Below are 18875 nucleotides of genomic sequence, written 5' to 3'. Positions count from 1 at the left end.
AAAAATATCGATTTATTTAGAAGAAGTTTGTAAGAAATAAAAAAACAACCACTGAATAAGTGATTGTTTCATGTGTTATTAGTGTTCTGTTACAGCACACTCATCGCATTCCGTTTGATAGGATTCACATTGTTCATCCATCTCTTTTCCGCAATGGGCACACGTCTTGACGGGAAGCTCACGATAGAATGCAGCAGATGCTTCTTGGTAAAGGGGTTGTTCCATGTGTTTTTTCCTCCTTCAAAATAAACGCAATGGTCTTTTTCTTGTTTTTATTGTATTAGTACAGAAGTTTAATGTCAACTATTGTTTTATAACAGTAAATTCGTTTGAAGTATTGATAGAGGACAATAAAAAAGAGACATGCTACGATATCTAAGTAATCTGATAATAATAAGGGGGATTTACACATGACACAGGCAACACTTGATACAATGCGTGTCTTAACAGAAAGACGTTCCGTTCGTCATTACGACGAAACGTTCAAACTTTCAAAACAGGAAGTGGAAGAACTATTAGAATGGACGACAGCGGCGCCGAGTGCTTGGAATTTGCAACACTGGCATTTCACGGTCTTCCATTCAGAAGAAGCGAAGCAACAGCTTGCACCGATCGCATACAATCAGCCGGCTATCACTTCGGCTTCAGCAGTCATTGCGATCTTAGGTGATGTTCAAGCTAATCGAAACTACAATCCGGTGTACGGTCCGGCAGTAGAAGCAGGTGGCATGACAGAGGATCTGTTTGATTCGATCAAGGCACAGGTAGAAGGCGCTTATCAAAGTGAAGCCTATGGGCGCGACGCGGCTATGTCGAATGCGAGCCTTGCTGCGATGCAATTGATGCTTGCGGCAGAAGCGCGTGGATTATCAACACTCGCAATGGGTGGATTTGATCATCAACGTTTTGCGGAAACGTTCATCACCGAGTCACGGTATGTACCGGTCATGTTGATTGCTATCGGAAAAGCGGTCGAAGATGCGAAAAAGCGTCCGGCACTACGTTTACCGATCGATCAAGTGTCGACCTTCCTGTAAGTCATTCAAAATGGAGGAAGCGGGGTTCAATTCCTCCATTTTAATTTTTTTATTTTTTTTCAGAAAAAGACTTGTCAGCCTTTTAGTTTCTTGATATATTAATACATGTCCTAGCAAGTACATAACGTACTGCAAACATGATTCTGTAGCTCAGCTGGGAGAGCGCTACCTTGACAGGGTAGAGGTCGCTGGTTCGAGCCCAGTCAGAATCATACCGAAAACCCGCTTCTCCTTTATAGGAAAAGCGGGCTTTTTTATTATTTCTTTATCTCATCCTCGGTGACCCATTTATGATTTTTCACCATCTCTCCACCGTCCGTTGGTTCATAGTTCACCATGTAGACAGTCGTTTCCTTTACTTCATCAATCGTCGCTTTAGCTCCATCCATACCTTTCATATGATCTGCCTTGACAGTCGTTTCATCACCAACTTGCAGTGGCTTAGTTGGAACGGGATCGAGTTCTTCCTGAATGACCCATTTATGATTTTTCACCATCTTTCCACCAGTAGTCGGTTTGTAACTGATCGCATAGACGACGGTATCGTAAGCTCCCGCAATCGTTGCTTTAGCTCCGTCCATACCGTCCATATGATCCGTCGTCAACGTGACGTTGCTTCCTTTCGGATAAGTCGGATCACTGGCTTCCTTTAAACCGGATGGTAGCTTTCCGTCGCTCGAATGCATCATATCTCCATGAGACATGTCGTGTGAGTCACTATTACTTCCATCGTTATTGGCGGATCCACATGCACCGAGCCAAAGCGTAGAACTAAGAGCAAGTGCGGTTAATGTCAATGATTTTTTCATATATAATCCTCCTGAAGTCACTAGTCTTCTTTACTATACCCAGCGTATATGCAAATCGTGTGCAGATGAGGTGACAGTTTCGTTTGTCTGCATCGATCGCGATTTTTTTAGCTATACTAAAAGTGGAGAGAAAAAGGAGGAATCGTCATGCGTCGTATTTCATACTCGGTCGGAGGAATCGTTCTTGCGGCATTTTTAATTTGTGGCAGTGTGTTGTTCGGGACATTGTATTATCAGTTGTCTCAAACACGAACGCAGGAAGTAGTGGACGGTTTACTGAACCGAGGAAATACACACCGTGATGTCCTTGTCGATTCCTATGACCAAACGACGATGCGCCATGTCAGCATGATGGAAGCAGATTCATCGTTTACTGTGGTGATCACTGATGCAGATGGAAAACAACTTGAAGCGTCACGACCTTTGTCGAATGAGATGAAGAGCATGTTAGAGCATACGGATTTTGATTACCGTCAACAAGGAAAAATCGTGACGATGCGTGACTTTTTAATGACGGACAGTCCCATTACCATCGACGGGAAACATCGGGGTCATGTCTTCATGTTCGCTTCTAAAGCAATCGTGGATCACGTACTTGATCCGTTGAAACAGCAGTTTTTCCAAGTGGGTCTGCTCGCACTTTTATTAGCAGGTGCGGCAAGCATTTGGACGACCCGGCTCATCTCTCGTCCGCTGGTTCAAATGGAAAAAGCGACGGCACGTCTATTAGATGGGGAAGATGGAGCGTTGCCGATTGATCGACAAGACGAACTGGGACAATTGGCGCGTTCGATTCAGCAATTAAAACAAGATCTCGATTTTTTGAATCGGGAACGATCCGAATTTTTAGCAAGCGTATCTCATGAACTACGAACACCATTGACATATATAAAGGGATACGCGGACATTCTCGAACGTCAAACGTTGACGCCGGATGAGCAACAACGCTACATTACGATCATTCGAGAAGAAAGTCAGCAAATGAATGAATGGATTGAGCAATTATTTTGGTTAGCACGCATTGATGCCAATGCTTTTATGATGGAACGAAAACCTGTCGATGTCGAAGACTTGATTCATCAAGTGATACGATTGATGCGTTTAGACATCGAACAAGAAAATGTTTCGTTCGAGATAGAAGGTGAGCGAATAGAAGTGATGGGTGACGCTCAGCAGCTCCGTCAGATGATCGTGAATATCATTGAAAATGCACGGCGACATACGACGTCGGGAAAAATCATCGTTCGTTATGGTGTCAACGCAGTAGGAGTTTTCATTCAAATCGAAGATACAGGAGAAGGGATCGCTGCAGAATCTTTACCTCATGTAACGAAACGGCTCTACCGAACGGAAGCATCTCGTTCTCGAAAACATGGAGGAACTGGAATCGGACTCTCCATCGTTGAAGCAATTGCTCAGACACATGGAGCAGAATTGAACATCAAGAGTCAACTTGGACATGGAACACAAGTGACACTGCAGTGGAAGGAGAAATAAAATGCCGCATGTATTGATCGTAGATGATGAACCAAGAATGCTTGAACTGCTCAAACTGTATATTCAGCCGTATGGGTACACGTGTCAGCTTGTGGATTCTGCGCAACAAGCTCTTGATCTCTGCCGTCAGCGCGTATTCGACCTGATTTTACTAGATGTCATGATGCCGGATATGGATGGCTGGACATGTTGTCGTCTCATTCGAGAACACTCTAACATCCCGATCTTAATGGTTACGGCGCGGAATCAACGGGAAGACATCATTCGGACACGAGAAGTAGGAGCGAATGATTACATATCAAAACCGATTCAAGAAGGGGAACTGATCGGACGAATGGAAGTTTTATTACAGCAACAGTACGATGGTCTATCCTATGACCGGGAAAGCTATCGTTGTAGTTACCTCCAACAAAAGATTTCGTTAACGAAGACGGAGTTTGAGTTGTTAGGTGTATTTTTAGATTCTCCACGACGTGTTTGGACGCGCGATCAACTAACGACGATGTTATGGGGAGCGGAAGCGGCTGTAGACGAGCGGACGATCGACTCGCATATCAGACATTTAAGAGAAAAACTACGTGTTTGCGGTTTTCCGATTGAACAGCATCTGGAAACAGTTCGCGGAATCGGATACCGCTGGACACACCAATAAAGGGGAAATTCAAAACATGACGACACTCTATTTCGTACGGCACGCACATTCGACATACTCAACAGATGAGAAAGCACGTCCACTTTCCGATACAGGACAGGCAGATGCGATACGTTTACTTGAAACCTTTCAAGAAATTCCAATCGACAGATTCTACAGCAGCCCGTATCGACGGGCAATCGAGACGATTGCACCGCTCGCGGAGGCACGTCAACAACCAATCATTGAGGTAGAGGAACTACGAGAGCGATTGTTGGCACCGGGAGAGCTTGACGATTTTCAAGGAGCGGTCACATATGTATGGCAACATCCGAATGAAAATCCGTATGGAGGCGAAACGAACAACGAAGCGTCGCAACGCATTCGACCATTCATCGACGAACTAGTGGAGAAGCATCCTGACGAAACAGTCGTTCTTGGAACACATGGAAATATCATGGTGCTACTCTTAGAAACATTTGATCCGACATTCGATTACGCATTTTGGAAGTCCTTATCGATGCCAGCCGTATGTCGAATGGATGTGAAATCAGGAGAAAAGGCGGACATTCACGTCGTACCACTTTTGACGAATACAAATTACAAAAGAGACGGAACTGATGCGTGAATCAGTTTCCGTCTCTTTTGTAATTGGAGAAATCTTAAGGTGTAGGAACAGCACCTTCATGTTTTCGGATCAAGTCAGCCGTCAGTTGACCGGACAATGTGACCATCGGTACACCGCCGCCTGGGTGTGTCGAACCACCGACGAAATAAAGTCCTTCGTACAAGTCACTCTTCGATGGAATCTTGAATCCACCATTTTTCTTCCGATCGGCTGCGACACCATAAATCGATCCACCGTTTGGACCGTATAATTCCTTCAAATCTTCTGGGGTAAAGCGATATTCAAACTCGATCGATTCTCGAAGTCCATGAAGTCCCATCCGCTCCAGTTTATCGAGAACGACTTCACGGTACGCATCCCAGTCGACCTCACCTTTTTGGAGTGTTAGAGGAGGGACATGCGTCAAGACGAACAGATTATCTTTTCCATCGGGCGCTTGCGAAGCATCAGATTTCGACGAAACCCCGACATAAATCGTCGGATCCTCAGGAGGCGTTCCTTCTTTGAACATTTGAGCGAATTCGCGCTCTGGATTTTCTGAGAAAAAGAAGTTGTGATGTGCTAGTCCACTATACTCACGGTTCACACCAAGTAATAATACGAGTCCAGAAACAGAGGGAGCAAACGATGCCTGTAATTTTTTTGCCTGCTTCCGGGCTTTTTTCTCAGGTACGATTCGTTCGTAAGTCGGGATGACCTCAAGATTTGAGACGACGATGTCGGCTGCATGGAACGTACCATTCGAAAGGACACCAACTGCTTTTTTATTTTCAAGGACGATTTGTTCAACCGGTGAGTTGAGATGCACCGTGACGCGGAGCTCGTCAAGCAATCGTTTCATAGCACGCGCGATTTGATACATCCCGCCTTTAACATAATAGATGCCAAGCCCCATCTGTACATAAATCATTTGATTGAAGACGGCTGGCGCTTGATAAGGGTTGGAACCGACATACATGACCATGTAGTTGAACAGCTGTTCGAGATACGGATTATTGAGGTGTTTTTTTGTTCCGGTCGCGACGGTGTTCATCGGGTCCATCTTTAATAAATCAGACATCGTATGGTATTTTTTTAAGTCCTTTAAATCTTCGAGACTGTATTTATAAAAGCTGTCGAGACATAAGTCATACATTTGTTTTGAGTACCGGAACAATTCGACGAAATCCGCTCGTGACGAAATTTGCTCGACTTCTTCAAGCATTCCAGGTAAGTCACCTTTGACGTCGATTTTTGTTCCATCTTCAAAAAAAGTACGCCATTGGGGTTCAATGCGTTCGATTTCTAAGTAATCATCTAAGTTACGATGAACACTTGAGAAGAGTTGTTCGAGTACCCAAGGCATCGTTAAAATCGATGGACCAGTATCAAAAGTAAATCCTTTCCCGCTGCGCTGATTTAGTTTCCCACCGACGTTTGCATTTTTTTCAAGCATCGTGACTGCGTAACCATCTCCAGCTAAACGAATGGCAGCAGACATACCGGCAAGACCAGCTCCAATGACGATTGCACGTTTCTTCAAATGGATCACTTCTCCTTTTAATAGATGAATGGAATCAAACGTTTTCGTTTTGCAGCCCACATCGTATAGGCAGGTCCGAAACCTTTTGTCAACATCGCTTCCTCGATCCGGATTCGATAGAGTAGGAAAAAGAACATGAGCACTCCAGCGAAAGCGAATAGGACCATTTGTCCCGTGAACAGAGGAAAGCTGATCGTGATCAACAATAATCCACTGTACAATGGATGGCGCAAGAAACGATAAGGACCACTACTGACAAGCTTGTCATCAGCTGCGACGACGACGTGACGAGTGAATTGTTGTTTTAAGTGGAGAATTCCCCAAAGGCGTAAAGCGACTCCACTCCACAACAGCAGGCAGGAAGTGATGCGCAACCAGGGAGAAACACTTTCGTCCGCAAAGAGGAAAGAGCAGACGATCGTTCCACTCAAGACAAGGAAAATCAAATAAAAACTTACTTGTTCTGCGGCGCGCGACTGGGAATCGGATCGATTCCGAAAACGAATCATTTCACTGATCCAACAGACGCTACCAATGCTGAAGATCCATTCCCACAATGTCACGTACACTCCTCCTTTCTGTTTCAGAACTTGTTTCGAAAGCGCATTCAACGTTATTTACCCATTGCAATTCACCCTTAAGCTACATTTAGAAAACTTCAGAAATACTTCATTTTCATGACAAGCATTCCGAATGAACCCTGTTTGAAAAAAATAATGGTATTCTAATCTAAAATATGGATGCAGATCCTCATGCATAAAGGAGATACACGATTCATGAAATACATCAAGACACTCATCACGACATTGGCATTGACGGTAGCCTGTACGTCGACTTATATATCAGAAGCTGAGGCGGCGACTTCTTCTTATCGTCAAGCCAAGACATCCCTTCATTTACGTCAAGGGACATCAGTCGAGCAACCGAGTATTGCAGTCATTCCGACAGGGATTTATGTAACAGAACTATCAAAAATCGGTACGTGGTCCAAAATACAGTACGGAACGAAGATTGGCTATGTAAGTACGAAATATCTGTTGACTGATGAACAAATCGGTGGGAAACGTATTGGCAAGACACTCATCGCGAATAAGAACTTAGCACTCCGTTCGACGTACGCTCCTGGAGAGAATCAGCAAGCGCGTGCAGCTTTTGAGAAAATGCGCTTGGCAGCAAAAAAAGAGGGGATTACGCTGGTCGCATTTAGTACATACCGTTCGTACGCTTACCAAAAGGCATTGTTTGATAAATATGTCGCGCGAGATGGATATGAAAAAGCGAGTACTTATAGTGCGGAGCCAGGAAAAAGCGAACATCAGACAGGACTCGCTTTTGATATAGGGGGAGCAGATTCTTCTAAATACGCGATGTTCAGTTTTGCGAAGACGAAAGAGGCGAAATGGCTGTTCGCGAATGCGCACCGGTATGGTTTCCATCTTCGTTATCCATCTGGTAAAGAATCGTGGACAGGTTATACGTATGAAAGCTGGCACTACCGTTATGTAGGGGCGACGCTTGCTGCTCGCCTGAAACTCAGTGGGTTGACAATGGAAGAGTATTTTCATCTTGCTCCTTGGAAACCAGTAAAGACTTCGACATCTTAAAACATGATAAATAGAGGGTGTTGGATTCATCTATTATTCGTCTTGAATGAAAGAGATGGACTGTTTGACAATGACCGGCATGCTGATTGGTAGCTGAACATGACGGTACATTGGAGCAGACGGATGAACCGTTGGAATCATAAGCCTCACACTATAAAAAGCCCATCGCAATCCAAGCGATGGGCTTTTTTGATGTTCACTTAATTGGTTGTTCGTTCTTTTTTCGCTTTTTTGAAGAAGAACAGTTCATAGACGACTGGAACAATGATGAGTGTTAACAACGTAGATGTCGTTAACCCCCCAATAACTGTTAGGGCGAGACCTTTTGAGATCAATGTCCCTGAAGAAGTTGTTAATGCGAGTGGTACCAATGCCATGATCGTTGCGAATGCGGTCATCAGGATTGGACGCAATCGTGTTTTACCCGCTTCAATCAATGATTCGCGAATTGGCATACCACGACCAACGTTTTGACCAATACGGTCGACGAGAACGATGGCATTCGTGGTGACGATACCAATTAACATCAAGAAGCCGATCATGACACTGACCGATAATGGTTCATTTGCAAAGAAGAGCGTGACGAGTGAACCGATTGGAACAAAAATCAGTGAAGACAAGATGATGAACGGAATTCGTGCTTTTCCGAACGTGATCAGCATCGTCAGGTAAACAAGCCCGATTGCAACGACAATCGCGATTCCGAGGGACTGGAAGATTTCGACTGTATCATCATTCCCACCACCACTTGTCAACGAGACACCGTCTGGTAAATTAATTTTTTCGACCTCTGTTTTTACAGCATTAGAAACGTTTTGTACGTCGTCTCCTTTAACTTGTCCGGAAACGCGAGCATATACTTTTCCGTCGAGCTTCTGAATTGATGTGAAGGTCTCAACTTCTTTGACGGTCGCGACATCTTTTAGAGCAACAGGACCGTTTGCTGAGAACAGTTGGACGTCTTCGAGATCTTTCTTCGAAACGAGTCCTTTTTCATAAGACAATTGTACGTCTTGATCTTTATTATCAAGATTCAACGTGCCAACAGTAACAGGCTTCGTTTGATCATTGACGGTCCCGAGGATCTGAAAGCCGGATAGTCCACGATCACTTGCTTTTTCAGGATCGATTTCAACGAGGAATTGCTTTTGTTTTTCGCTGAAGTTGTTTGTGATATATTTTAAATCACTATTTTTGGACATATTATCCTCGACTAATTTCGCAGCTTTTTGAAGCGCTTCGAGATCGTTCGAGAACAGGTCGACATCGACGTTGTTGTTCGACGGAGGACCACCTGTTGATAATTCAGCTACGCTGATTTTGACATTGACGTTTTCCTCTTGAGCGATGTCCTCCATCTGTGTCTCAAGTGATTTGATCGTTTGCTCAACGTTCGCGCCGTCCTTCAGGTTCAAGAAATAACTTGCTTTATTATCGAGACGTAAGCCTGTCGTAAAGTCTCGTGCTCCGACAGACGTCGTGACGTCAGCGATTGCTTGTTCTTTATCAAACATCTTTTCCATCTCAAATGAGACGTCGCTCGTTTTCTCGAGCGATGTGGCAGCCGGAAGTTCAAGCGATGCCGTTAGTGTCTTTGAGGCTTCGTTCGGAATGAACGTAAAGCCGAGACGTGGAACGATCGCTAGAGAACCGCCGAGAAGAATGAACGATACAATTAAGATCGTCGCCTTATGCGAGAGTGACTTTTCAATCAGCTTGCCATACCACCGTTGAAGAGCACCTTCTTTTTCTTCTGCTGGAACCTTCTTAAAGGCAAATTTCGCAAGAATCGGTACGATCGTGATCGCAACGAGTAGTGAAGCAAGTAATGAGAAAATAATTGTCAAAGCAAACGGTAAGAAGAACTTACCAGTGATTCCACCGACGAATCCGATTGGCAGGAAGACGACGACGGTCGTTAGCGTCGATGACGTGATTGCTTTTAAAATCTCTTTTGTCGATTGTTCGATGATCTCATCCGTCATACCGGATTCGGATTTTCGAACACGCCGGAAGATGTTCTCGATAACGACGATACTATCATCAACGACACGACCGACCGCAACGGCCATCCCGCCAAGTGTCATGATGTTCAGAGAAATATCTTGCCAGTTCAAGAAGATAGCAGCAATGAGTAACGATAAAGGAATCGAGACGATGGCAATAATCGTTGCGCGAATATTTCGTAAGAACAAGAGTACAGCGAGAGAGGCAAAGAGGGCACCAAGTAATCCTTCTTTGACGAGTGTCGCGACGGATTCCTCGATATCCTTCGCTGAATCGATCCCAATCGTATAGTCGACTTGATCGTCATATTTATTAAGGATCTTCGTGACTTCATCTGCGATTTCGACCGTATTGGCATCTTGTTTTTTCGTGATTGCCATCGATAAGGAATCTTTTAAATCGTAACGTGTTTTTTCGCTTTGTTGCGAGACTGCTTCGATTTTTGCAATATCTTCTAGACGAATCGGTTCTGCAGGTTCAGACGCCTGATCTGTAGCTGCTCCACCTGTTGTACTTAGTGGTCCTTGTGTTGCACCTTGTGGTGGACCGCCAGCAGATGAACCACCTGTTTGATCGCTACTAGCTGAACTAGTCGCACCTGCAACGGGTGTCAATTGTAGATTTTTTAGTTTATCTAGATTTTCTAGTTTTTCCTCAACGCGAATCGGTATTTTTGAATCGTTTTCTGATAGCTGACCAGATGGGAACGAGACATACTTTCCGTTGATTTGTTCCTTGATACTTGAGAGCGAGAGTCCTGCTTCTGTTGCTTTCTGATTATCGACGGTGATTTGAACGAGATCATCTTTGTAGCCACCAACGGAAACGCTATTGATTCCTGGAATCTTATTAAGTTCAGGTTCGATATCGTCCTTGAGGATTTTTTCGATGTCTTTACCATCCTTACTAAAGAAAGAGATATTATAGATTGGGAACGATCCAAAGGACAGACGATTTAATTTCGTTGTTGCTTCCTCTGGTAGATTCGCATCTTGGATTGCAGCATCAATCTGTTGTTCGACTTTATCCATATCAGTATCGAACGGGAATTCGATGTTTAAGATACCGATGCTTTCATAAGAAGAGCTTGTCAGCTTAGTAGCTCCTTCGATTCCTTTCAAAGCAGTTTCAAGCTTCGAGACGACTTGTTTATCGACATCGTCGGGCGAAGCACCAGGATATACTGCTTCAACAGAGATTTGAGGAAATTCGATTTCTGGGAACTGATCGACTTTTAATTTCGAGAAAGAATAGACGCCTCCTAAAACTAAAAGAATGGCGATGATGAAAACAGCCACCGAATTCTTTAAACTGAATCGGGTTAAAAAGTTCATATGAACACTCCTTTCGTTTATATGTGCTTATTTACATAGTAGAGGACACTCATAGAACCCGCAACTTTAAAACTGTTTTATTCAAAAAGATCTTTTTGAAAAAAGATAATTTTTTTTGTTAAAAAGGCTTTACACCTTTCGATATGCTGCTATAATAAAAATATACCCAGTAACAACACAGCATGATTCTGTAGCTCAGCTGGGAGAGCGCTACCTTGACAGGGTAGAGGTCGCTGGTTCGAGCCCAGTCAGAATCATACCGAAATCGTTCCTTTTCGAAGGAACGATTTTTTTTTGCATTAAAAAAACTATTCCCGAAATCAATCAGGAATAGTTGGAAGGTAGAGATATTATTTTATTGGATTTCGAGATGAAGATCGCCACGCTTCGTCCAGCCTGCGACAGTCGTCAATCGATAGAAGACGAGTGTCAAGACGCCAGGTAAAACGACACCAGTCAAGAAGAAGATAAGGAACGCCTGAGGACCTTGGTTGACGAAGATATTGAGTGGCGCAATCATCGAATTTAAACCGAGTCCAGCGAGTTCATATGGTACTTTCAAAGAGAGAAGAAGCGTCGCTACAGGAGCTGAAATCATCGCTGCGAGAAACGGTGCAACGACAAGACGTGGATTTTTAACGATATTCGGGAATTGTACTTTAGGTGTGACAAAGAAAGAAGCAATCAAACCACCGGGATCCGTCTGACGATATGCCATCAATGTGAAGCCAACGAATTGAGCGGAACAGCCAATGAGTGCAGCGGCACTTGCTACAGGATCAAGCTGCAAAGCGATAGCGAGTGCAGCGGACGAAGCGGGAGACATCAATAAGACACTAAAGATGAGTGCAATGACAAGAGATGTAGCAATAGGAGACGATTCGACTGAAGCGGTGATCATAGCGCTGAATTTTGTAAGGAGTGGTGTCGTTACGGCAGCAGCACCGATACCAGTGATACCACCGGCAAGCACAGCACTCATCGGGATGACCATCATGTCAAATTTCGTTTTTCCAGTCATGCGTTTTCCGACATATACAGCGACCGCAGCTGCGAGTAATGCACTGATTGGCTGACCGGGGGCAAGAACGAGTCCAGAAGCAGTCGATTGAAGCGCAGCACCACCAATCGTCGCTGCGATCATCGCGCTGAACAGGACAAGTGTGTTTCCTCCGAGCTGAAAGGCGATACCGGCACCGAGTGCAGGAGCAAGCAGTACTTTTGCGACGCCGCCAATCGTCAGTAGCATTTGGATATGTAAAAAATTGCCGAGCGTCTCAATCAGGAGTCCGACACCGAGTGTTACAAGAACGGCATTCGCCATTCCAGCTGATACTTTTACCATTCGATCCATCGCATATTCTTTCAACGTTGTCATCCTCTCTCTATCTATCTCTATTTTTTGCCATGAAAAAAGCCTATCCATTTTTGGGATAGGCGCCACTCATTCTGTGCGGGCGCCTCATTCGATGCATCGAAAGGAGGGCCCAAAAATCATTTCCGTTTCATCATCGGAAAAGTTTTCAGTCCCTCATGCATAGAATAATCAGTCGTCCGGCTTGGTTAAATGGCTGTTGCGTCGGAATCATTCAATCGTGCCCCTCTCTGTGAATTTTTCTAAGCCTAACATGCTTCTGATCAATAATCAATATTTTCTGACAATTTATTTTTTCTCTAAATCTAATAGGAATTCACGCTATCATCGGGAAATCCTAATGTACTAACAATGGAGGCGTTTACATGAAAGTAGTGATTTTTACAGATATTCACGGGAATGCTTCAGCATTGCGTGCCGTGTTGTCCTATCTCGATCAGTCTTCAGACATCGATGCTATATATTGCCTCGGTGATCTCGTCGGTATCGGACCTGAACATAATGAGGTCATCAATTTGTTAAGGCAGCGATCTGATATTCAGACGATTTCAGGAAACCATGATGAATGCGTCCTTGCTTTGATTCATGGGGATGTCTATCCCGCTAGTTACCAACATGCGAAAGAGCATCACCAATGGATTGCAGATTCATTGACGCAGGAGAATCAGAGTTATTTGGAGCGTTTACCGCGTGTATTGAATGTCACCCATCAGGAACAAATGATGTATCTGACACATTATGCCTATGCCGATCAGACTAAGAAAATCGGTGAGGAGCCCTTAAAGCCAGCAGTGGATGGAACGAAAGAAAACTTACCCGTCCTTTTTTCCGGAAATGAGGCGCGAATCATTGGCTTTGGTCACCACCATCCAGCACAACAAGTTGAGACGGATCAAACGCTGTACATCAACCCTGGAGCGGTCGGGTGTCAGGAAACAGCTCTTGCCCCAGTAGCAATCCTCACTTTAGAAAAAGGACAAATACGTTCGGAGATTCTGACGATTCCATATGATGATCGACCATTTCTAAATGTACTCAATGCAACAGAAATGCCGGAACGTGAATTGATGCGTCGTCTCTTCTTCGGTAATAGATCATGAAAAAAACCTTCATGAATAGTTCATGAAGGAAGTCGATCAAGCAGACAGTTTCGTCATGATTGAGACGAGACAGACGATAATCAGTAATAGGATGCCGATATTTCGTTTCAACGAGTGACGTGACCAGTAGAAGAATAGTGCAAGGACAGGGGCCACGAAAAAGGCAAGAACAATACTGATCAGTGTTGCAAGAAATAAAACAAATATCCAGAGCTTGCTCGTTGTCCGGTAAACCTGCCACATGTCGTAAAGCGACATAAGCGTATAAGCGAGTAACACAAAGATGATTCCGGTCGATAAACTCAAAACGATCATCACTCCATTCCTTTTTTAGTATAAGGGAAGGAGCAAAGATGACTATATGTCTTGCAGGAAAAAACGTGACGAATCGATGAACGTACGACTAAACGTTGTAATGAAGGAAAAGGAGAGGACATTCATGTCAAATGTGTATCGCCGTTTTTTTCTGTTTCCAGATATTTTAATCATGCTTGTATTACTAATTGCAATAAGTGGGTATATCATCGCGCAACCATTCAGTTGGTCCATGTTGCTATTCTTTTGCATCGGATTGATCGTCTTTAGTTTTAGTGAATATTTCACCCATCGCTTTTTGTTTCATCTATCACCACCGAAGAACGTGTTCGGACGAAAGTTGTTGAAACGACTCCATTACGATCATCATGCGCATCCGAATGAACTGCATCTGTTATTTTTACCAGTATGGTATTCCTTGCCGAATCTCGGATTTTTTGCGGTGGTGACATATCTTCTGACGCAGTCTGTCGTATTGACAGCTGCAGCTGCAAGTGGATTGATCGTCATGTTACTTGTTTACGAGTGGAAGCATTATGTGGCGCATGTTCCGCTAAAGCCGAGAACACGCTTTGGGAAATGGATGAAAAAGACGCATCTGTTACATCACTTCAAAAATGAACATTATTGGTTCGGTGTATCCAATCCGGTAGGAGATTGGTTATTTGGAACGCTGAAGGATGAAAAAACAGTCTTATCTAGCCAAACGGCACGTGATTTAGAAAAAGAATTGGATAATAAAAAACCGCCGATCCTAGACTGACCTAGCACTATGAGACACATATAAAACACCTTGATTAGGCTGCCAGTACACCGTATCTTTTCGGTGTCAGGTAGCCTAATTTTTCTTGGATTCGTTCTTCGTTATAGTAGTTTAAGTAATTAATAACGCGTTCAGAGACCTCATAGTCTCTTAGCGAGTTAAATTTGGCGTACTGGAACTCCTTGGACTTTAAAGTTAGAATGGAACGATTCAATAACTGCGTTGTCCCAACAGTTTCCTCTACGAGACATGCTACTTATTAGGTGATTGCTCTTAACGAATTCTTGAAAGGCATATGACGTATAGACACTGCCTTGGTCCGAATGAAGGATGACCCCTTCGGGATAGTTTCGGTTCTCAAGCGCTATCTTCAACGTATCGATCACAAGAGGCATTTGTTGATGCTCGTATAACTTGTAGGCGATGATTTCGTTATTGAATAAGTCCATGATAGTTGAAAGATATTTCGTCGTGCTGCCGTATTGGATATAGGTGATATCCGTCACCCACTTCTGATTCGGTTTACTTGCTGTGAAGTCGCGCTTGATGAGATCCGGTGCCGTTACGATGCGCTCACCTTGAGACTTCCATCTTCGTTTCAGCTTGATCCGGCATTGGAGATGGTGTTTTTGCATGATTTTCTGTACGGTATTCCGATTGGCTTTCAACTGATAAATTTGCTGTAATAATGCCTTTATTTTTCGATGTCCGTTCCGATACTTCGTCTGCTTACTTAGTCCAATGATGCTTTTTCGAGCACCGAGGGTGCTTTCACAGATTCTTTAATCCAACGGTAATAGTTTGCTCTCGGTACATTCAAAACGCTAAGAATAGCGGTGATTGTATACTTCCCCGAAGAAACTCTACAATTTTTATGACTACTTCTTTCTCAACTCTCTTTCGATCTCCATGTACTTTTTTAAGATTTCGTTTTCCATCTTCAATTTCGTTTTCCATCTTCAGATGAGACATTTGTCGTTCTCTCTTATCATCCTCACTTGCAGAATCTGGACCATGTCCATAGGTATATTGTTTTCCAATCGGCTGATCAAATCGATAATGTTCGTTAGCGCGATACCATCTCATCCATGTTTTAATTTGAGATTCATTTTTGATTCCGTACTTCTCCATAATCTCTTTCGTCGTTAACTTACCATTCAGCTTATCTTTTACTACTGCCCATTTCACTTCACTTGAATATACGTTTTTGCCCATGCAAAAACATCTCCGATGTTAGTACTTTTTAAAAGTGTACCACTCCGAAGGTGTTTTATATTGTCTCAAAATTTTAGGTTAGCCCAATCCATTGATCAGCGGTTTTTTATTCACAGAACGCGCAACATGGCACGTCGAATCGTATCGAGTTCAAGTGGACGCGCAATCGATGGCCATTCGGCGATCAACGCGATATACGTTCGAAAGATCAGGAAGGCCGTGACATCGACCGGTATGTCGCGATCGTCTTGACCAAGACGAGTCTCAAGTAATGTCTTGATATATTCGACGACATGTCGTTCAATCCGCATCCGTAATTCCTGCATCTCTTGTAATTTTAAGTTGCGTGTTTCTTCGATGATTTGAAGAATGAATAAGTGTTGTTGCTGATGATAGACGATGGCGTCGATCATTGCTTGTTTATTTTCTTCTACGGTCGCCTGTTCGACGTAAGCGCGTTCTGCTTCTTCTTTCATCTCTTGCAACACACGTGTTACGAGTGATTCAAACAGATTGAGTTTACTTTCGAACAATTGATAGACGGTTGGTTTTCCGACATGAGCGCGTCGGGCGACACGCTCGATCGTCGTTCCCTTATAACCGAGTTCTGAAAAGCAAGCCATTGCTGAGTCGAGTATCAAAGTTTCTTTATCAGACTGTGTCATGTTGTTTTCGTCTCGCTTTCGTTGAGAGTAGAATCCGTTTGGCTCCGAGCCCTCCAACGAAGCTGATGATTAATGCGACGACTAATATGATCGCAAGGACTTGACTATTGGATACGAGGGCATCCGTCACACCGAGTCCAAGCGCTTCGCGGAATCCACCGACCGAATATGTCATCGGTAAGAAAGCGTGAATCGCTTGGAAGAACCCTGGCGTCATTTCGACAGGGAACGTTCCACCACTACCACCGATTTGAAGAAGGAGTAGTAAGAAGGCAAGGAACTGTCCGACGCGACCGAGTAGCATCGCGAGCGTGAACAGAATGGTAATGAACGTCATACCTGTCAAGGCAGCGAATCCATAGAGCGCAGGGACACTCGCGACATCAGCATCCAGCACATAAACGATTGCTGTGGCCGCTGCGACACCTTGTAATGCGCCAATCGGTAAGATAAGTGATAATTTACCGACGAGGAAGCGCCATGTCAGACTCTCACCATGTTCGGGACGAATCTGATAGACCGAAGAGAACATCAAGGCACCTGCGAACAAGGCAATACTAAGGATATAAGCTGATAAACCAGAACCGTAATTGTTGACAGTCGAATAGTCATGTTCTTTTAAGACGACGGGTTCTGCTAGCATATTATCCCGCTCTTTTGTCGGCTTGACCGTCGCGTCTTTAGCTCCTTTGCTGAGCTCATCCTTCAGTGTTTTAGCTCCATCTTCAAGTTTCGTGTTGGCATCCGCGATTTTTGAAGCACCCTCGGTCGTTTTGCCGATACCATCTGTAATCGTAGAAGAACCAGATGCCAATTGTCCTAATCCGTTATTCAACGCGCTAGCCCCAGCTTGAAGTTGATGTGTACCATCTGACAGTTGGTTCGCGCCGTCAGCTAGTTGGGCACCGCCTGTTGCGGCTTTATGCACACCCGCAGTATACTGACCGAGTTTTTCATTGAACGTCTGTTGTCCACTAGCTAATTGTTGTGCGCCAGACTCAACTTGTTTCGCACCATCGACGAGCTTCAATTGTCCAGCGTTTAGTTGCGATACAGCAGACTGGACTTGCTGACCACCTGCGGCGAGTTGACCGATTTTCTTCGTTGCTTCTGTTGCTTGAGCAAGACTCTGATCAATTGCACCTTCTTGGGCAGCAAGACTTTGAATATTTTCTTCTAATGAACCAATAGAACCGAGTAATGTTTGTTTTTCTTCATCTGATAACTGTTCAGAAGCAGAAATAACTTCTTTTAGTTGAGCGACGTTTGCTTCAAGTGCTTCGCGACGGGCCTGTAAGTCCTGTTTCGCCTGTTCAGCATCTTGATTGAGTTGTGTTAAAAAGGCATTCGCAGCTTGTGCTTTTTCATCCAGTTGATTTAATCCGTCCGTCAACTGAGGAATTTTTTCATTAAGCTGAGCAGTACCCGCAGCCAGTTGTTCTGCCCCTTGGCGTACCTGTGTTGAGCCACCGCTGAGTTTTGTTGCGCCTTCTTGAAGTTGCGCGGCACCTGCCTGTAACTTGCCACCGTTTTCATCGAGTGTGTTCAATCCAGAAGATAGCTCACCCGTTTTTTGAGCGAAGAGGGTGGTTTTTTCGTCGAGTGTCGTGACACCATCACTCAGTTTTTTAGAACCTTGATTCGCTTCCCCGAGTTTTTCGGACAGTGTCAGACTGCCATCTGCGAGTTTTCCAAGATTTGTTGCTAGTGTTCTAGCGCCATCCGCTGTTTTATGGTTACCGTCCTCGAGTTTAGAGGAACCGTCCGACGCTTTTTCCATTCCGTTTGCGATTTTCTTTAACGCACCGAATATAGCACTACTATATTGTTTCGTAACGGATTTTCGGATTTTTTCGTTTAACTGTTTTGCGGCAGTACTCGAAATTTGTGTTCCCGAGTAGTTTTTCGCTGGATTCAAGTAATATTCTAACTCAATCTTCTTCGGGTGATCATCGAGTAGTGTCGTTGCATTTTTAGAAAAATTCTTTGGAATGACGACTGTCATGTAGACTTTTCCGTCACGCAATTCTTTCTCTGCCTTATCCTGAGACAAGAACTGCCAATCAAAATCATCATTTTTTTTGAGTTTATCGACGAATTGATCCCCGATGTCGACTTTCTCTCCTTTAAACTTTGTCGCCTGATCTTCGTTGACGATAGCTACCTTAATATCTTCTGTACGACCGTACGGGTCCCAGAATGCAGATAAGAAGATGGAGTTGTAAAGAAACGGTACGAGGATGAGGGCGAGAATAACGACGATCATCATCGGACTCTTCAATTTCTTCCATTCTGAGCGAAACATAAATACAAATCCCCTTTCTAAAACTCAAAACTAATTTGAGTTTTAGGTTTTGATGAGATTTACTTTAC

16 protein-coding genes, 2 tRNA genes and 1 pseudogene are annotated in these 18875 nt (G+C 44.0%); 9 read left to right on the top strand and 10 right to left on the bottom strand.

Annotated elements, in window-relative coordinates; all coding sequences use genetic code 11:
- Positions 1–78: 78 nt before the first annotated feature.
- Positions 79–225, bottom strand: coding sequence for a protein YhfH (gene yhfH / locus B3S86_RS14690; protein WP_064505459.1), 147 nt, complete (start codon positions 223–225; stop codon positions 79–81).
- Between the two features lie 185 nt (positions 226–410).
- On the opposite strand from yhfH, the gene B3S86_RS14685 reads away from it, so the two are divergent.
- Both B3S86_RS14685 and B3S86_RS14680 read left to right on the top strand, forming a co-directional pair.
- Positions 411–1037 (top strand): nitroreductase family protein, encoded by a 627-nt coding sequence (locus tag B3S86_RS14685; protein ID WP_290754115.1) that lies wholly within the window; start codon positions 411–413, stop codon positions 1035–1037.
- Positions 1038–1176: 139 nt separating this feature from the next.
- Positions 1177–1249, top strand: a tRNA-Val gene (locus B3S86_RS14680).
- A gap of 45 nt (positions 1250–1294) precedes the next feature.
- Here the strand turns inward: B3S86_RS14680 and B3S86_RS14675 are convergent.
- A complete protein-coding gene (locus B3S86_RS14675) occupies positions 1295–1846 on the bottom strand; it encodes a YdhK family protein (protein ID WP_133208512.1) in 552 nt (183 codons plus the stop codon).
- A gap of 147 nt (positions 1847–1993) precedes the next feature.
- On the opposite strand from B3S86_RS14675, the gene B3S86_RS14670 reads away from it, so the two are divergent.
- Genes B3S86_RS14670 through B3S86_RS14660 form a run of 3 tightly spaced genes read left to right on the top strand, consistent with a single transcriptional unit; the run spans position 1994 to position 4602 of the window.
- Entirely contained in the window at positions 1994–3343 is a 1350-nt protein-coding gene (locus B3S86_RS14670) for a HAMP domain-containing sensor histidine kinase (protein ID WP_290754112.1), read from the top strand.
- Between the two features lies 1 nt (position 3344).
- The gene (locus B3S86_RS14665; protein ID WP_290754109.1) at positions 3345–3995 is read left to right on the top strand and encodes a response regulator transcription factor; all 651 of its coding nucleotides are present in this window, start codon (positions 3345–3347) and stop codon (positions 3993–3995) included.
- A 16-nt stretch (positions 3996–4011) separates the two neighbouring features.
- Positions 4012–4602 (top strand): histidine phosphatase family protein, encoded by a 591-nt coding sequence (locus B3S86_RS14660; protein WP_290754106.1) that lies wholly within the window; start codon positions 4012–4014, stop codon positions 4600–4602.
- Between the two features lie 34 nt (positions 4603–4636).
- On the opposite strand, the gene B3S86_RS14655 is transcribed toward B3S86_RS14660, so the two are convergent.
- Together B3S86_RS14655 and B3S86_RS14650 are read right to left on the bottom strand one after the other, a co-directional pair.
- Entirely contained in the window at positions 4637–6124 is a 1488-nt protein-coding gene (locus B3S86_RS14655) for a phytoene desaturase family protein (protein WP_290754104.1), read from the bottom strand.
- 17 nt (positions 6125–6141) lie between these two features.
- Positions 6142–6687 (bottom strand): methyltransferase family protein, encoded by a 546-nt coding sequence (locus B3S86_RS14650; RefSeq protein WP_290754101.1) that lies wholly within the window; start codon positions 6685–6687, stop codon positions 6142–6144.
- Between the two features lie 213 nt (positions 6688–6900).
- Here B3S86_RS14650 and B3S86_RS14645 point away from each other — a divergent pair, with 213 nt between their 5' ends.
- Positions 6901–7728, top strand: a complete 828-nt coding sequence (locus B3S86_RS14645; RefSeq protein ID WP_290754098.1) for a D-alanyl-D-alanine carboxypeptidase family protein — start codon at positions 6901–6903, stop codon at positions 7726–7728.
- 200 nt (positions 7729–7928) lie between these two features.
- On the opposite strand, the gene B3S86_RS14640 is transcribed toward B3S86_RS14645, so the two are convergent.
- Entirely contained in the window at positions 7929–11069 is a 3141-nt protein-coding gene (locus tag B3S86_RS14640; protein ID WP_290754095.1) for an efflux RND transporter permease subunit, read from the bottom strand.
- Between the two features lie 184 nt (positions 11070–11253).
- Here B3S86_RS14640 and B3S86_RS14635 point away from each other — a divergent pair.
- A tRNA-Val gene (locus B3S86_RS14635) sits at positions 11254–11326 on the top strand.
- A 98-nt stretch (positions 11327–11424) separates the two neighbouring features.
- Here the strand turns inward: B3S86_RS14635 and B3S86_RS14630 are convergent.
- Complete coding sequence (locus B3S86_RS14630; RefSeq protein WP_035412440.1) at positions 11425–12447, bottom strand: PTS transporter subunit IIC; 1023 nt, start codon at positions 12445–12447, stop codon at positions 11425–11427.
- Positions 12448–12809: 362 nt separating this feature from the next.
- On the opposite strand from B3S86_RS14630, the gene B3S86_RS14625 reads away from it, so the two are divergent.
- Complete coding sequence (locus B3S86_RS14625; protein ID WP_290754090.1) at positions 12810–13544, top strand: metallophosphoesterase family protein; 735 nt, start codon at positions 12810–12812, stop codon at positions 13542–13544.
- Positions 13545–13580: 36 nt separating this feature from the next.
- On the opposite strand, the gene B3S86_RS14620 is transcribed toward B3S86_RS14625, so the two are convergent.
- Positions 13581–13859 carry a hypothetical protein gene (locus tag B3S86_RS14620; protein ID WP_290754087.1) on the bottom strand — a complete coding sequence of 93 codons (279 nt, stop codon included), beginning with the start codon at positions 13857–13859 and terminating at the stop codon, positions 13581–13583.
- Between the two features lie 124 nt (positions 13860–13983).
- Between B3S86_RS14620 and B3S86_RS14615 the strand changes: the two genes are divergently transcribed.
- Positions 13984–14622, top strand: a complete 639-nt coding sequence (locus tag B3S86_RS14615; RefSeq protein ID WP_290754084.1) for a sterol desaturase family protein — start codon at positions 13984–13986, stop codon at positions 14620–14622.
- Positions 14623–14656: 34 nt separating this feature from the next.
- Here B3S86_RS14615 and B3S86_RS14610 read toward each other — a convergent pair.
- The 3 genes and pseudogenes from B3S86_RS14610 to B3S86_RS14600 form a co-directional block, all read right to left on the bottom strand.
- Positions 14657–15837, bottom strand: a pseudogene (locus tag B3S86_RS14610) (IS3 family transposase).
- A 110-nt stretch (positions 15838–15947) separates the two neighbouring features.
- On the bottom strand, positions 15948–16502 hold the full coding sequence (locus tag B3S86_RS14605) for a TetR/AcrR family transcriptional regulator (protein ID WP_035412451.1): 555 nt from the start codon (positions 16500–16502) through the stop codon (positions 15948–15950).
- Positions 16489–18807, bottom strand: a complete 2319-nt coding sequence (locus tag B3S86_RS14600; RefSeq protein WP_290754080.1) for a YhgE/Pip domain-containing protein — start codon at positions 18805–18807, stop codon at positions 16489–16491. Before B3S86_RS14600 ends, B3S86_RS14605 begins: the two co-directional genes overlap by 14 nt.
- Positions 18808–18875 lie beyond the last annotated feature (68 nt).

It is taken from the genome of Exiguobacterium sp. UBA3968, assembly GCF_002385115.1.
Classification (GTDB): Bacteria; Bacillota; Bacilli; order Exiguobacteriales; family Exiguobacteriaceae; genus Exiguobacterium_A.
This window is presented reverse-complemented; position numbering and strand designations above follow the sequence as displayed.

What these genes read in the sequence shown, in the direction of transcription:
- B3S86_RS14660 (WP_290754106.1), top strand. Translation starts at nt 4,012, where the DNA reads ATGACGACACTCTATTTCGTACGGCACGCACATTCGACATACTCAACA.
- yhfH (WP_064505459.1), bottom strand. Translation starts at nt 225, where the DNA reads ATGGAACAACCCCTTTACCAAGAAGCATCTGCTGCATTCTATCGTGAG.
- B3S86_RS14685 (WP_290754115.1), top strand. Translation starts at nt 411, where the DNA reads ATGACACAGGCAACACTTGATACAATGCGTGTCTTAACAGAAAGACGT.
- B3S86_RS14640 (WP_290754095.1), bottom strand. Translation starts at nt 11,069, where the DNA reads ATGAACTTTTTAACCCGATTCAGTTTAAAGAATTCGGTGGCTGTTTTC.
- B3S86_RS14600 (WP_290754080.1), bottom strand. Translation starts at nt 18,807, where the DNA reads ATGTTTCGCTCAGAATGGAAGAAATTGAAGAGTCCGATGATGATCGTC.
- B3S86_RS14665 (WP_290754109.1), top strand. Translation starts at nt 3,345, where the DNA reads ATGCCGCATGTATTGATCGTAGATGATGAACCAAGAATGCTTGAACTG.
- B3S86_RS14630 (WP_035412440.1), bottom strand. Translation starts at nt 12,447, where the DNA reads ATGACAACGTTGAAAGAATATGCGATGGATCGAATGGTAAAAGTATCA.
- B3S86_RS14605 (WP_035412451.1), bottom strand. Translation starts at nt 16,502, where the DNA reads ATGACACAGTCTGATAAAGAAACTTTGATACTCGACTCAGCAATGGCT.
- B3S86_RS14645 (WP_290754098.1), top strand. Translation starts at nt 6,901, where the DNA reads ATGAAATACATCAAGACACTCATCACGACATTGGCATTGACGGTAGCC.
- B3S86_RS14615 (WP_290754084.1), top strand. Translation starts at nt 13,984, where the DNA reads ATGTCAAATGTGTATCGCCGTTTTTTTCTGTTTCCAGATATTTTAATC.
- B3S86_RS14670 (WP_290754112.1), top strand. Translation starts at nt 1,994, where the DNA reads ATGCGTCGTATTTCATACTCGGTCGGAGGAATCGTTCTTGCGGCATTT.
- B3S86_RS14675 (WP_133208512.1), bottom strand. Translation starts at nt 1,846, where the DNA reads ATGAAAAAATCATTGACATTAACCGCACTTGCTCTTAGTTCTACGCTT.
- B3S86_RS14620 (WP_290754087.1), bottom strand. Translation starts at nt 13,859, where the DNA reads ATGATCGTTTTGAGTTTATCGACCGGAATCATCTTTGTGTTACTCGCT.
- B3S86_RS14625 (WP_290754090.1), top strand. Translation starts at nt 12,810, where the DNA reads ATGAAAGTAGTGATTTTTACAGATATTCACGGGAATGCTTCAGCATTG.